The following is a 13,774-nucleotide window of genomic DNA, read 5'->3' as shown; positions in this document are numbered from 1 at the left end:
AGCGCTCCGCCCGACGTCACGCCGCGGCGGTGAGGTACCGGCGGTAACCGAGAGCGGACTGCGTGAACCCGATGGACGCGTAGAACCGGTGGGCGTCGGTACGCGCGGCGTTCGACACCAGTTGGATCTTGTAACAGCCGGCCGCCGTCGCCTCGTTCACCGCCGCCAGCATGAGGGCCCGGGCGACCCCACGACGGCGCCATCCGGGTGCGACCACCACGTTCTCCACCACCATGTACGGTCGCGCGCCGTGGGTGAGGTTGGGGGCGACGAGGGTGTCCAGGGTGCCCACGAACGTGTCCCCGGCGGCGGCCAGCAGGAGGCGGCGGCCGGCTTGGGCGTGCAGGTCGCGCCAGGCGGTGGCGAGCCGGGCGGTGTCCGGCCGTGCGTCGTCGGGAGCGAGGTGCCACAGCACGTCGAAGACCAGCTCGGGGTCGTCCTGCGCTACGGCGGCGCGGACGACGAAGTCGCCACCGCTCACCGGGTCGACACCGGAGTGTCCAGGTCGGAGCGCACGGCCTGCCGTGGCGGCCCGACGGGCCGGGAGGGCTGCCTCACCATGCCGTCGAGGATACGTGCGCAGCTTGACTCCGTGACGGGCGACGGCGACCGTAGGCCCCCGCCGCCCGCTTCGGCGATCAGGCCCGCGCGGCCCGGATGGCGTCGCGCAGCGGGGTGCTCGGCCGGCCGAGCAACCGGCTGAGGTCGTCGCTGTCGGTCGCCAGCTCGCCGTTGGCGATCGAGTGGTCGAGCGCGGCGACGAAACCGGCGGTGCCCGCGTCCAGGCCGACGTTCTCCAGGGCCGAGGCCAGCTCGGCGGCGGACATGTCCTGGTGGACGACTGTGGTGCCGGTCACCTCGGTCACGGCCTCGGCCAGCTCGTCGAAGGTGAACGGGGTCCCGCCCAGTTCGTAGACGGCGTTGCCGTCCTCCTCGCGGGTCAGCGCGGCCACGGCCGCCCCCGCGTAGTCGGCGCGGGTAGCGGCGGAGATCTTGCTGCCGCCGGTGGCGCCGAGGATGGTGCCGGACCCCAGGTACTGCGGCAGCTGGTCGGTGTAGTTCTCGGTGTACCAGCTGTTGCGCAGCACTGTGTAGCTCAGACCGGACGCGGCGAGGACCTCCTCGGTGGCCTTGTGCTCCGGCGCGAGCGGGTTCGCGGTGGTGTCGGCCTTGAGGATGCTGGTGTAGACGAGACGCTCCACCCCGGCGAGCTTGGCGGCGTCGATGACCGCTGTGTGCTGCGCGACGCGCTGACCGGGAGTGTCGCCGGAGATGAGCAGCAGGCGGCGTACGCCGGCCACGGCGCCGGGCAGCGTCGACGGGTCGTCGTAGCTGGCCTTGCGGATCTCGACCCCGCGCGCGGCCAGGGCGGCGGCCTTCTCCGGGCTGCGGACGATGGCGGCGATCTCGGTGGCGGGTACGCCGCTGTCGAGCAACTGCTCGATCACCAGGCGGCCCAGCCGGCCGGTGGCGCCGGTGACGGCATAGGTGGGCATGGGAACCTCCGGAGGGTAGGGGCAGATCAGTAAGCACTTACTAATCTACAGCACTAACCAAGGTGTGGCGTGGGATAGGCTGGTGAGGTGAGCGACATGCCGGCCCAGGACCCGGCGGGGCCTACCCAGGAATTCGTCAGCGATGTCTTCGCCCGGGGGTGCACCTCCCGTGCGGCCTTCGAGGACGTCACCTCGAAGTGGGCCTCGCTGGCCCTGTTGGCGCTCGGTGAGGGCCGCTACCGGTTCAACGCGCTGCGTCGCCGCATCGACGGGGTCAGCGAGCGGATGCTCTCCCAGACCCTGCAGACCCTCGAACGCGACGGAATGCTCACCCGCGAGGTGCTCACCGCGATCCCACCGCGCGTCGAATACTCACTGACCCCGCTCGGTGCCCGGGTCGCCGAGCAACTGCGTGGCCTCGCCGATCTGCTGGAGGCCTCGGTGCCCGAGTTGCAGACCGCCCGCGACAGCCGCGAGCGCGACCGGGGCTGACTCGCGGCCCGTCCCGCCGAACGTTCGGTCGACGCCGCACTAGTTGGCGTCCTGCGCGCAGATCGTGGTCATCTCGGCCAGATAGCTGGCCAGCGTCGGCAGGCCGGCCTCGGCCCGGCGCCGCTCGAGACCCTGCTCGTCAGTGATCGGAGTCGTCGGGACGGGGCCGTCCGGTCCGCAGCGAATCTGTGTGCCGTACCCCTGGGGCTCGCCCCTGCCCACCGCGACCCGGTCCTCCAGGTAGGCCAGGTTGCCAGGCGATGCCTGGCGGGCGGCCACCGCCGCCCGTAGCAGGTCCAGTGCCAACTGTTGAAAGGTCGGATCCTGGTCGGAGTGCTGGGCGATCGCCCAGGCGGCGTTGCCGCCGTCCTCGCCCACGAGGGCGAAGGTCGGCCAACCGTGGCTACGGAGGATCTCCTTCAACCGTTCGGTGCGGGCCTGGTCGGACTCACTCTGTGGCGTGCCCTCGCGGTCGGCCTGGTCACGCGCCAGCATCGCGATCAACTCGTCGTGCAGCACCCTGTCGAACGAGGCGGGGGAGGGGGTGCTCGACGCTGCCGGCGGCGCGTTGCTCGGTGGGTCGTCGGCCGGCCTGGACGAGGTGCCGCAGGCGGCGAGGGTCAGCAGTGCCACCAGCGGCACCGTGAGCGGCGACGGGAGCTTCACTCGCCGATTGTGGTCGGGTCGTGGTCATCCCCACAAGGCGCGGACCGCGGCCTGTCTCAGGTGTTCAGTGTCTCGCGCGGTGGCACGCCGAAGCTGGCGTGGTATCGCGCGGTGAACCTGCTGTGGCTGGCGAACCCCCACCGACTGGCGATCGCCGAGACCGTCTCCTGACGCGGGTCGGCGCGTACCAGGTCGTGGTGTGCCCGGACGAGCCGGACCCGACGCAGGTAGGCCATCGGGGTGGTGCCGAGATGACGGCGGAAGGCGAGTTGCACCGCCCGGAGGGAGACGCCGGCGGCGCCGGCGATGTCGGCCGCGCTGATGTCCCGGTCGGCGTGCTCCTCCAGAAACGCGATCGCCCGGCGCAGCGTGGCGGTGGTGGCGTCGTTCCGATCCGCGGCGGTCGGTTCGGTGAACGCGGTGTTCGGGAAGACCGCGAGCGCCGCGGCGGCCAGCATCCGGGCGGCGTTGCCGATCACCAGCGATTGTGCCCCGGCGGCCGGGCTGTTCAACACGACGTCGCGGACGAAGCTTGTGGTGTTGCGCCACTGCCTGGCGAGGACAGTGCTGGCGGCACCCAGCTCGGTGAACTCGATCCGACCGGGCCGGCGGGCCGGCGCGGTGGTGGCCACCTGCGTCAGCACCGACAGGTCCAATACGCAGAGTTCCACCTCGCCGGGATGCCAGTGGACGGCGCACGGCTCCTGGGGCCTGGTGACGAGGAAGGCTTCGCCAGGGCCGAACCGGTGGGCCGACCCGTTGCAGGAGCGATCGACCTGCGCGGTGCGGCTGCGACCGATGACCAGGCCGCCGAGGGTGCTCGCATCGATTTCGAGGTGCCCGGTCTGGCGGGTGGTCGCGATGGCGAAGAGGCCGGTGTCGACGCGATGGTGGGTGAGCCGGTAGCCGTTCCTGCTCTGAATGCGCAGTTTCGGGTCGTACGTGGCGGACAGGAATTCCTGGATGACCGCCGGGTCACGGCTGTCGAACTGGTGGGTCTGCACTGGCGATGACGTCATCCGCTGTCTCCGTCCGGTGGAGGTGCCGCCGGGTGCTGAAACGGTGCCGACGGCAGGTTCGGGACGTGCCGGGGTGCTCGGCGGTGACCCGGCACATCGTTGGCCGGCGGTGCGGTGGGATGGAACGTCGCGAGCGGGACGGCAGCGACCGGTGGAGCGTGTCGGATCTGGTCCGACCATTCATCGAACCTGAGGCGCAATATCTGTAGACGGGAATGTCACCATACGACAATCGCTGACGTCCGTCCCGCTAATCACTGTGCTGTGTCGGCAGCTCGACTTCGTTTTCCGGCTAGCGCGCCGAATGGTTCTACGTCTGTTGTCCTAGCCACCCTCGTGGACGACAGCGAAATCTTGTTCATGATTCGTCGGAGGATGACCGGGTCACTGCCGGGAGGCCGACCCACGGAGGGGGAAGCGTTGGACAGTACCGATCCTGACCGCGTCGTTCGGTTGGCCGTCGCCGAGGCACTGGCCCGGGTGGCGGACGAGGACAGCCTGGGCCTGGGCGAGGGGGACGCGCTGGAGAGGCTCGGGCGTGGGTTACGTGAGGTGCTGCGCCGCGCACTCGACGACCGGGTGCCACTGACCACGCCGGACTTCGTCGACCTCTGCCGCGACCTGGGTCTGCACCGCGACGCCTTCGACCTGCTGGGGCACTACCTGATGACAGCGTTGCTGACCCAGCACGTCGGACCGGACGCCCTGATTCGCGTCGGCGTGCTCTTCGGCACCGTCGGGCGCTACCTGCCCGGTGCCCGTCCGGTAGCCCGCCGCAACGAAGGCCCGGCGGCACGGCGACGCGACGTGCGCTCGGACAACAGCGTCGTCGGTCGGTACCGCCGCGCCAAGCTGCCGGAGCACCTCCCCAACCCGCCGAGCTGGACCTGCACCGGATGCGGCCGCGAGTGGCCCTGCGCCACCAAGCAGAGCCAGCTGCTCGCCGAGTTCGGTGGAGCGCGCGCCTCCCTCGCGGTCTATCTCGGCTCGTGCCTCGTCGCCGCCGCCCAGGACCTGCCCACGCTGCCGTTGCCCCGGGTCCGGCTCCGATTCCTGGGCTGGCTGCCGCGCGCCCGGATCTGACCGGGCCGTCGGCGACGCACCGTCGGCGAACGCCTGACCCGGCTCGGCCGAGGCCGGTCCCGACTGGACACTGCGCGATCATTTGATGACCCACTGCTGCCACGTCCGGCGCTTCCGGCAGGTCGGGGCAGGGTGTTCATCGTGCGCACCCGCTGCGTACGGCGGGTGTTCACCGCCTTCTCCGAGGCTCCTTGATCGAAAGAGCATTCGCTTGATCGAGGAGAGGCTCTCACGTGAGAGACAAGCATCCCGAAGAGGCCGAGCACGCGCAGCTGTCCCGGCGCAAGCTGGTCAAGTACGCGGGCGTCGGCGCGACGCTGGCCGCGGCCAGCCCACTGGTCGGCGCCGGCGCGGCGTGGGCCGACGAGGACCGCCGGCCGGGTGACGACGACAAGACCGACCGGGGTAGCTCCAAGAGCCGGGCGTGGCGTGCGGGCGACCACCACATCCACTCCGAGTACAGCGGCGAGTTCGACACCGCCAAGTCCCCGATCGTCTTCCACAAGGGCGCGGACGCGGTCTACCCAATCGTCACCAACGCCATCATGGCGAAAAACTTCGGCCTGACCTGGGCGATGTGCACCGACCACGGTGGACCGACCCACTCGAAGGTGAACATCGAGCAGGCGTACCCCGACCTGCTGCGGTCCCGCAAGCTGGTCCCCGAGGTGCTCCAGTTCTGGGGCATGGAGTTCGACGCGCCCTCGCTGGACCACCACACGTTGATGATCCCGCGGCACGAGGACGAGGCGAAGCAGCTCTTCGAGCTGGAGAGCCGGTTCGCCAAGTACGACGCGTTCCCCACCGACCCGGCCCGCGACACCGAGGCCAAGATGGTGGAGTTCCTCAAGGTCGCCCGGGGCATGCCGCACAAGCCGCTGGTGATCGCCCACCACGCGTCCCGTTCGGCGCCCGGTCTCGGCGTCTACGGCCAGGACACCCCGCGCGAGTTCCGCAACGGCAACAACGCCGCGCCGGACGTCTACATCGGTTTCGAGGGCGCCCCCGGTCACCAGGCCGGTCCGCTCAACGGTGGCAAGCGGGGCGGCTACGGCAACCACCCCACCTACGGCGGCTTCGACCAGATGACCGCCCGTGTCGGCGGCCTGTGGGACTCACTGCTCGGCGAGGGCCGGCGCTGGTGGATCACCGCGACCTCGGACTCGCACGTGCACTGGACCCGCGGTGGCTCCGACTTCTGGCCGGGCGAGTACAGCAAGACGTACGTGCACGCCCGCCAGGACTACGGCGACATCATGGACGGCCTGCGCAACGGCCGGATCTGGGTCACCACCGGTGATCTGATCCGCAGTCTCGACGTCACCGCCACGTCGCAGGGCAGGACCGCCGAGGTGGGCGAGACGATCACGGTGAGCCGTCGTAGCCGTACCGATGTCGAGATCGAGATCACGTTCCGCCCGCTGGGTGGGGCGAACGCGAACGGCGACCGGCCCGAGGTCCGTCGGGTCGACCTGATCGTCGGCCAGATCACCGGCCCGAGCGCCAGCCTGGACGCCGACACCAACCCCACCACCACCGTGGCGGCCCGGTTCGGCCCACGGGACTGGCGTCGGCAGGGCGACAGCTACGTCATTCGGCACACCCTGCGCAATGTCGAGGCGGACACCTACGCGCGGGTGCGCGGCACCAGCACCGACGAGGCCGAGCCGCTCGCCGACGGGCTGGAGAGCCCGTGGGACGACCTGTGGTTCTACTCGAACCCGGTCTTCGTGCACGTCCGCTGACCGAGTGCGGTAGCGACATCGCGGGCCTGTCCGGCACCGCTCGACAAACAACGTCGGGTGGTGCGGGGCGGGCCCGCCCCGCTGTGTCCGCAGGTCAGTCGGGCCTGCTGCGGCGGGCTCGGGGGGTGGGGGTTCGCCCGCTCCGCGCTGTCGCCGCGCCGGTCCGGCGGGCAGCGGGTGCCGGGTCGGCCTGCACCTGTGTCACCACCTCGCAGAGGTCGCGCAACGGGTCCACCGCCTGGGCCGAGCAGGCGACCTTCTGGAGCAGTGACCGCAGCGTCGCCGACTCGGCCGGCGTGAGCGCCCCCAGCAGATGCGACTCGACCTGCCGCAGTGCCAACCGCCGCTGTTCCCAGGCGGCACGGCCGGCGTCGGTGACCTCGACCAGCCGGTTGCGCCGGTCGGTCGGGTCCGCGCGTCGGGCCACGAACCCGGGCCGCTCCAGGTCATCGATCAGGTACGTGAGGACGGTGCGGTCGATGCCGATCTCCTCGGCGATCGCGCCCTGGTTGCGGGCCGGCCCGTTGCTGGCAGCGGTGAGCAGTTGGTAGCCGCGGGGGCCACCGGGGAAGTCGGCGAGCGCGTGCTCGGCCGCCCGGACGTAGCCGCGGAAGACGATGCCGAGCATCCAGCCCAGGTCGTCGTCGAGCGGATCGGGCCGGTCCGGCCGGTGAGAGGCACCCGTCATCCCCCGACAATACCGCAGTGACGCAGACCTTGTTGGCAGAATATGTTCTGCGTGGCATAAGGTTAAGGTCACGACGCATCGCCTGAGGCGTCGGGGAAATCGGGAGGCTCGCAGATGAGCGACTACGGCCACGAGCTGGTCTTCGGCTCCTTCGTCACGCCCAGCGCTGACAATCCGGACCGTGCGGTCGGCGTCGCCGTCCTGGCCGAGCAGGTCGGGTTGGACCTGGTCACCTTCCAGGATCACCCGTACCAGCCGGCGTTCCTCGACACCTGGACGCTGCTGAGCTTCGTGGCGGCCCGCACCAGCCGGGTGCACCTGGCCGCGAACGTGACGAACCTGCCACTGCGCCCGCCGGCGGTGCTCGCCCGCAGCGTGGCGAGCCTGGACCTGCTCAGCGGCGGCCGGATCAACCTCGGCCTCGGGGCCGGGGCGTTCTGGGATGCCATCGAGGCGATGGGCGGCCGGCGGCTGACCCCCGGCCAGGGCGTACGAGCGCTGGAGGAGGCCATCGAGGTCGTCCGTCAGCTCTGGGACGTCGAGACGCGCGGCGGGGTACGTGTCGACGGCGAGTTCTACCGGGTGGTGGGCGCCAAGCGTGGCCCCGCTCCGGCCCACGCGGTGCCGATCTGGCTGGGCGCGTACAAGCCCCGGATGCTCCAGCTCACCGGTCGTCGGGCCGACGGTTGGCTGCCCACGCTGGGCTACCTCCAGCCCGGTGATCTGGCCAAGGGCAACGCGATCATCGACGACGCCGCGCAGCAGGCCGGCCGGTCGCCGCAGGACGTGCGTCGGCTGCTCAACATCGCCGGAGAGTTCTCGACCGTCGGGCGCGGCCCGCTGAACGGGCCCGCCGAGCAGTGGGCCGAGGAACTGGCCGAGCTGGCACTGGAGGAGGGCGTGGGCACCTTCATCCTGGGCAGCGACGACCCCGACGACCTGCGCCGCTTTGCCGGCGAGGTGGCCCCCGCCGTCCGCGAGCTGGTCGCCGCCGAACGTGACCGGGGCACGGCTCCGGATCGTGAGCCGGAGCCGGAGCCGGTCGTCGCGCCGCCGGTCCGGGCGAGCCGCGCCACCGCGACCGGCGGCGCGTTCGCAGTGGTGCCGACCCCGGACGACGGCGTACGGCGAAGCGAGCAGCAGGTGTGGGACGAGTCGACCCGGCCGATCGGGCCCGCGCCCGACCCGGAGCGCACCTACACCCCGCAGGAGCAGGCCACCGGCGCGCACCTCGTGCAGATCCACGACGGCCTGCGCGCCGAGCTGGCCCAGATCCACGACCTGATCGATCAGGTGGCGGCCGGCGAGATCGACGCCGGTGCGGCCCGGTCCCACATCAACACGATGACCATGCGGCAGAACCGGTGGACCCTCGGCGTCTACTGCGAGTCGTACTGCCGCATCGTCACCACCCACCACACGATCGAGGACCAGTCGCTCTTCCCCCGGTTGCGGGCACGGGACGCCCGGCTCGGCCCGGTGGTCGACCGGCTGGAACAGGAACATCACGTCATCCATGACGTGCTGGAGGGTGTCGATCGGGCCCTGGTCGCGTACGTCGGCTCTCCGGACGGCATCGCCGAGCTGCGGGCCGCTGTGGACCTGCTGACCGACGCTCTCCTGTCGCACCTCAGCTACGAGGAGCGGGAGCTGGTCGAGCCGTTGGCGCGGTTGGGCATCGCCTGATCGACGCGCCGTGGCGGCGGCTCGGGGTTGCCCCGATTCGATTTGAGAGACTACTCTCGAAACATGTCTCTCAAGAATCCGTACGGAGATTTCGAGATCACCGAGCCGCAGGCGCTGCGGGCACTGGCCCACCCGGTCCGGCTGGCGATCCTGGAGCACCTCCAGCGGCACGGCCCGGCCACGGCCACCGGGCTCTCACCGCACGTCGGGGCCACACCGTCGGTGGTCAGCTGGCACCTGCGGCACCTCGCGACGTTCGGCCTGGTCCATGACTGGGACGGCGCCACCAGCAAGCGGGAACGCTGGTGGCAGGCCGTCGCCCGAGGCTTCCGTTTCACAGCGCCCGAGGGCACCGAGGGGCAGTCCGCCGTCCAACAGCTCCGCGCGGAGATGTTCGCCCGCAACGCCGACGCACCCCAGCAGTGGCTGCTGCACGAGGAACCCCGACTGGACGACGAGTGGCGCGCGCTGGCCGGCATTGCCGACACCCGGTTCGTGGCCACCGCCGACGAGCTGCGGCAACTGGAGGAGTCCATTGAAGAGCTGATCGCCCCGTACGTGCGGCGCAAGGAGGAGTCGGCCCCGGCCGACGCGCGGATCATCCGGATGCTGCGCTACCTGCTGCCCGAGCCCGGCGACGACGACCAGGCCGCGTCATGACCGCCACCGACGCCCCCACCGAAACCAACGCCGGGCCCCCGCCGGCCCTGCACCGTGACCGTAGGTTCCGCACCTTCTGGATCAGCGAGACGATCTCCCACTTCGGCGATCGGATCAGCGAACTGGCCCTACCGCTGATCGCCGTCACCCTGCTCACCGCCACGCCCGTGCAGGTCAGCGTCCTCACCGCGCTGATCTGGCTGCCCAACCTGCTGGGCCTGTTCCTGGGCGCCTGGGTGGACCAGCGCACCCACAAGCGGCGACTGCTGATCATCGCGGACCTGATCCGCGCCGCGGTGCTGCTCAGCCTGCCGGTGGCCTACCTGTTCGACGCGATCACCCTCACCCACCTCTACCTGGTGGCGCTGCTCACCGGCTTCGGCGCGGTGCTCTTCGCCATGGCGCGTCAGGCGTTCTTCGTCGGCCTGGTGCCGCGATCGGCATACGTGGACGCGAACAGCAAGATGAGCATGAGCAGGTCGCTCTCCTTCATCGCCGGCCCGGCCGTCGGCGGTGGGCTGGTCCAGGCGCTCAGCGCGCCGGTCGCGATCGTCGTCGACGCGGTCTCCTTCCTCGGCTCCGCGCTGCTGCTCAGCCGCATCCCGGTGACCGAGCCCCCGCCACCGCCGCGTCGGACGTCCACTCTCGGCCTGGTCCGCGAAGGGCTCGTGCTGGTACTGCGGCATCCGGTGCTGCGGGCCGCCCTCGGCTGCACCAGCACCGTCAACTTCTTCACCTTCATCGCCAGCGCGCTGCTGGTGCTCTACGCCAGCCGCGAACTCGACCTGTCGGCCGGTGCGATCGGCATCGCCCTCGGCTTCGGCGCGATCGGCGGATTCATCGGCGCGGCGCTCGCACCGCGAGTCTCCCGCGCCATCGGTCTGGGCCGCGCCGCCATGATCGGCGCGGTGCTCTTCCCCGCGCCGCTGGCGCTGACCGCGCTCGTGTCCGGACCCACCTGGACGAAGGTGGCCATGCTGGCGGCCATCGAGCTGGTCTCCAGCGTCGGGGTGATGCTGATGGACGTGAACCTCAACGCCCTCCTCATCGCCGTGACACCCGCCGACGCGCTGGGACGCCGGGCCGGTGCCTACAGCGCCGTCAACTACGGCATCCGACCACTCGGCGCGCTGGTCGGCGGCGCGTTGGGCACCACCATCGGGCTGCGGCCCACCCTGGCCATCGCCGGCCTGGGTGGCGTGCTCGCCGTGCTGTGGTTGCTCGCGTCGCCGGTGCGCCACATCCAGACCCTCGACGCGACCTGACGGCTGCGGGGGCGCGCCCGGCCTGGGTCTGCCACCCCGGCCAGCGCGGGTCAGCCGGCCTCCGCCAACAGAACCCGGGCCAGCTCGGCGGGCTGGGAGAACATCGGCCAGTGACCAGTGGCCATCGTGACCAGTCGCCAGCGGTCACTGGTCAGCAGTTTCGCCACAGTGTCGTTGGGCTCAGGCCCGTCGAGCAGGCACTTGACGTACGTCGTCGGCAACTCACCCAGTGGGCGGCCCAGCACCGCCGGCTCGGTCAGCGTGGCACCCGGGTGCGGAGTGGAACCGTCGACCAGCCGCGCGACCTGCTCATCGGTCAGACCCTGACCGTCGAAGTCGGCCGCGCCGAGCACCGCCCAGTAACCGTTGTTGTCGGCGATCTGCGCCTCGAAGGCCGCCTGGCCCTGCCACCAGCCGGAGGCGAACGACCCACCGTCGACCGGCACCTCCGAGTCCACGAAGACCACCCGGGCCAACCGGTCACCGATGCGTTCAGCGGCCTGACCCACCGGAATGCCCGAGTAGCTGTGCCCGACCAGCACCACGTCGTGCAGGTCGCCGCGCTCGATCTCGTCGACGATGTCCTGCACGTGGGTCTGCTGACCGGCGGGCACATCCCGCCGGTCGGCGAGGCCGGAGAGGGTCAGCGGGTGCGTGCTGTGGCCGGCCGCCCGTAGGGGCGGCACCACCTCGTCCCACGCCCACGACCCCAGCCACGCACCCGCCACCAAGACGAAATCAGCCATGACCGGGAGCCTAACGCCGACCTGCGACAGGTCTGTGGGTCACGACCAGGTGCGGGCCTCGGCCGCGAACACCTCCGGCGGACTCGCCACCGGGAGCACACAGAGCAGATGGCCACCAGGCGCCCGCAGGATCCGGCACTCCAACCACTGCGACACCTCGGTGGCACCCAGAGCCATCAACCGTCCGGTCTCGGCTGGCACGTCGTCGGTCTCGATGTCGAGGTGGAAGCGCGGCGTGTCGTCGACCGCCTGGACCGCGGTGACCAGCCCCGGCAGCGCCTTGTGCAGGCCGACGAACTGCGGCTCGTCCGGAACGGACCGGGTGCTGACGCCGAGCGCCGCCGACCAGAACTCCGCCGCCCGGCCGGCCTCCGCCTCGGGAGCGTCGATCAGCAGCGCGTACACGCGGCTTCGGTGCATGCCGACCAGAATATCGAGAAAGTCGATGTGTTGCTCGATGCTCCCAAGGGCCGTCGACCGCGCGAGCTCACCCGGTGGCGTCGAGGTGGGCCGCGATCTGCCTCGGCAGCGGATAGCTTCGTTCGGCCGGCAGGTGGTCCGTGGCCGCCCGCACGTCATGGACCCGCACCAGTTCCCGTACGCGGTGGACAGTCGAGGTGATGTCCGTGACGCCGACCGTCCAGTCGTCGATGTACCGGGCGACGGCTTCGCCGGACAGTCCGACCTGCAACGACCGGTAGGGCAACGCGCTCAGGTGCAGTGTCCGTTCCGGATCCCACTGCACCCGTACCGGGCTGGCCTTGAGTTGCCGCGACCACGTCGCCCGGTCACCGTGCAGGCTCTGGTCGTAGTGACTCAGACAGGCTCGCGCCAGCGCCCACTCGAAGCCCTCCCGCGTGATGTCGATGGACAGCACGCGCTCCTGCCCGGGCTTGGTGGCCCATCCGCAGCGGTACATCATCCACAGGAACGACGGCTTGATCCAGGTCATCCGGTCACGCTTGAACGGAGCCACGAAGCGGCCGGCGGTCACCGCTGGCAGCGCGATCTCCGGTGGGTACGCCTGGTACACGGTGATCGTGTCTTCCGAGTAATGGGCACGGATCTGACGCGCGGGAACGGACACACCGTGATCTTCACCCGTCGAACCGCACCGTCTCCACCGGATTTCATTCCGGGGTCGGGGAACCCGTGCGAACCGGCGGCTGGCGGACCGGGCATTCAGGCGTGGTCCCGTGCGGGTGGCCCGGCCTCGACCGGTATCCGGTAGATCCGGACCGGGTAGTCGACGGCCGAGCGTCCGCCGTTGAGCCCGCCGGTCAGGTGCAACTGGGCCGCAGGCATCCAGAGCCGGGCATCGGCGTCGAGCCACATCGCGTCCACCCAGGCCAGTCGGGGGTCGGCGACGAGCGTCCGCATGCTGCGGTCGGGTGCGAGGACGAGGATGCGCCGCCGCTCCAGATCGCTGAGGTAGATGGTGCCGGTGGCGTCGATGGCCGTGCCGCCGGTGCTGGGTGTGTCACACCAGCGTTCGACCCTCCGGGCCAGTTCGTCGGCGGACACCGACGGGTCGTCCAACCAGCGGGTGGCGATCCGGGACATCCCGCCGGAGGCCGGCTGGTAGTAGAGCCAGCGACCGTCCGGCGCCACCTCCAACTGGTCCACGTGCAGGTGCACCTCGGCGCCGTCCGGGTCACGCAGTACGCGGCCGTCGGCGAGCACCGGGCCACCCACCGTGCTCGGATGTGCGTCCAGCACCCGTCTCGGCCGACCCGAGTCGAGGTCGAGCACGATGAGGCCGGCCGCCCCGGCGTCGCTGAGGTACGCCACCCGGCCGTTGAAACGGACGTCATCGACGTAGCTGCCCGGGTGCACCGCCTCGTCGAGGTGGTAGACCCGCTCCACGCGGTCGCCGCCCGGGTCGACAACTATCAGCCGAGCGCCGCCCGGCACCTGTGCGCCGCCGATCCCTGGTGCGCCGGAGTCGACGATCCACAAGCGATCGTCCGGGCCGGCGCGCAACCCGTTGACGTGCACGAACGCCCCGCTCGGCGGCTGGTCGGCGCGGTTCCACGCGGCATCGGGGTACGGGACACGACGGCCGTCCGGCAGCGCCTCGACCACCTGCACGCCGGGTCGATCCGCCGACGGGTAGCTCAGGAACACCCGCCCGCGCACCGTGGTCACCCCCGTGCACACCCGGTCTTCCTGGAGCACCGGCGTCAACCGGTGATCCTCCTCGGTGGGCAGCGACGACATCGACCTGC

Annotated in this window: 15 protein-coding genes; 6 read left to right on the top strand and 9 right to left on the bottom strand. The window is 70.9% G+C overall.

From position 1 onward, the window contains the following. Positions 1 to 16 precede the first annotated feature (16 nt). Together NIE79_RS04960 and NIE79_RS04955 are read right to left on the bottom strand one after the other, a co-directional pair. Entirely contained in the window at positions 17 to 481 is a 465-nt protein-coding gene (locus NIE79_RS04960) for a GNAT family N-acetyltransferase (RefSeq protein ID WP_238677420.1), read from the bottom strand. A gap of 157 nt (positions 482 to 638) precedes the next feature. Continuing rightward, positions 639 to 1,496: an SDR family oxidoreductase gene (locus tag NIE79_RS04955; RefSeq protein WP_238677419.1), complete on the bottom strand. Its 858-nt coding sequence runs from the start codon at positions 1,494 to 1,496 to the stop codon at positions 639 to 641. Positions 1,497 to 1,592: 96 nt separating this feature from the next. On the opposite strand from NIE79_RS04955, the gene NIE79_RS04950 reads away from it, so the two are divergent. Continuing rightward, positions 1,593 to 1,988, top strand: a complete 396-nt coding sequence (locus NIE79_RS04950; protein ID WP_196924914.1) for a winged helix-turn-helix transcriptional regulator — start codon at positions 1,593 to 1,595, stop codon at positions 1,986 to 1,988. Positions 1,989 to 2,027: 39 nt separating this feature from the next. Here NIE79_RS04950 and NIE79_RS04945 read toward each other — a convergent pair whose 3' ends face one another. After that, positions 2,028 to 2,654, bottom strand: a complete 627-nt coding sequence (locus NIE79_RS04945; protein ID WP_238677418.1) for a DUF6624 domain-containing protein — start codon at positions 2,652 to 2,654, stop codon at positions 2,028 to 2,030. Positions 2,655 to 2,710: 56 nt separating this feature from the next. Beyond that, entirely contained in the window at positions 2,711 to 3,673 is a 963-nt protein-coding gene (locus NIE79_RS04940; RefSeq protein WP_238677417.1) for a helix-turn-helix transcriptional regulator, read from the bottom strand. Positions 3,674 to 4,093: 420 nt separating this feature from the next. Between NIE79_RS04940 and NIE79_RS04935 the strand changes: the two genes are divergently transcribed. Together NIE79_RS04935 and NIE79_RS04930 are read left to right on the top strand one after the other, a co-directional pair. Next, positions 4,094 to 4,756 (top strand): hypothetical protein, encoded by a 663-nt coding sequence (locus NIE79_RS04935; RefSeq protein ID WP_238677416.1) that lies wholly within the window; start codon positions 4,094 to 4,096, stop codon positions 4,754 to 4,756. 233 nt (positions 4,757 to 4,989) lie between these two features. After that, entirely contained in the window at positions 4,990 to 6,501 is a 1,512-nt protein-coding gene (locus NIE79_RS04930; protein ID WP_238677415.1) for a CehA/McbA family metallohydrolase domain-containing protein, read from the top strand. 94 nt (positions 6,502 to 6,595) lie between these two features. Here the strand turns inward: NIE79_RS04930 and NIE79_RS04925 are convergent, their stop codons facing one another. After that, positions 6,596 to 7,189 (bottom strand): MarR family winged helix-turn-helix transcriptional regulator, encoded by a 594-nt coding sequence (locus NIE79_RS04925; protein ID WP_238677414.1) that lies wholly within the window; start codon positions 7,187 to 7,189, stop codon positions 6,596 to 6,598. A gap of 114 nt (positions 7,190 to 7,303) precedes the next feature. Between NIE79_RS04925 and NIE79_RS04920 the strand changes: the two genes are divergently transcribed. The 3 genes from NIE79_RS04920 (at position 7,304) to NIE79_RS04910 (ending at position 10,800) form a co-directional block, all read left to right on the top strand. Then, positions 7,304 to 8,875: an LLM class flavin-dependent oxidoreductase gene (locus tag NIE79_RS04920; RefSeq protein WP_238677413.1), complete on the top strand. Its 1,572-nt coding sequence runs from the start codon at positions 7,304 to 7,306 to the stop codon at positions 8,873 to 8,875. Positions 8,876 to 8,938: 63 nt separating this feature from the next. Continuing rightward, positions 8,939 to 9,535, top strand: a complete 597-nt coding sequence (locus NIE79_RS04915) for an ArsR/SmtB family transcription factor (RefSeq protein WP_238677412.1) — start codon at positions 8,939 to 8,941, stop codon at positions 9,533 to 9,535. Next, positions 9,532 to 10,800 (top strand): MFS transporter, encoded by a 1,269-nt coding sequence (locus tag NIE79_RS04910; protein WP_238677411.1) that lies wholly within the window; start codon positions 9,532 to 9,534, stop codon positions 10,798 to 10,800. The genes NIE79_RS04915 and NIE79_RS04910 overlap by 4 nt, the downstream gene beginning before the upstream one ends. Before the next feature lie 50 nt (positions 10,801 to 10,850). Here NIE79_RS04910 and NIE79_RS04905 read toward each other — a convergent pair whose 3' ends face one another. From NIE79_RS04905 to NIE79_RS04890, 4 genes are all read right to left on the bottom strand, one after another. Continuing rightward, a complete protein-coding gene (locus tag NIE79_RS04905) occupies positions 10,851 to 11,546 on the bottom strand; it encodes an alpha/beta fold hydrolase (protein ID WP_238677410.1) in 696 nt (231 codons plus the stop codon). A 39-nt stretch (positions 11,547 to 11,585) separates the two neighbouring features. Next, positions 11,586 to 11,966 carry a VOC family protein gene (locus tag NIE79_RS04900; RefSeq protein WP_238677409.1) on the bottom strand — a complete coding sequence of 127 codons (381 nt, stop codon included), beginning with the start codon at positions 11,964 to 11,966 and terminating at the stop codon, positions 11,586 to 11,588. A 67-nt stretch (positions 11,967 to 12,033) separates the two neighbouring features. Further along, positions 12,034 to 12,633, bottom strand: a complete 600-nt coding sequence (locus tag NIE79_RS04895) for a DUF4291 domain-containing protein (protein WP_238677408.1) — start codon at positions 12,631 to 12,633, stop codon at positions 12,034 to 12,036. Positions 12,634 to 12,728: 95 nt separating this feature from the next. Further along, positions 12,729 to 13,766: an SMP-30/gluconolactonase/LRE family protein gene (locus tag NIE79_RS04890; protein ID WP_238677407.1), complete on the bottom strand. Its 1,038-nt coding sequence runs from the start codon at positions 13,764 to 13,766 to the stop codon at positions 12,729 to 12,731. Positions 13,767 to 13,774 lie beyond the last annotated feature (8 nt).

Source organism: Micromonospora trifolii (assembly GCF_022229005.1).
Taxonomy (GTDB): domain Bacteria; phylum Actinomycetota; class Actinomycetes; order Mycobacteriales; family Micromonosporaceae; genus Micromonospora; species Micromonospora trifolii.
Note: the sequence above shows the minus strand (reverse complement) of the source record. Positions and strands in the feature narration are given on the sequence as shown.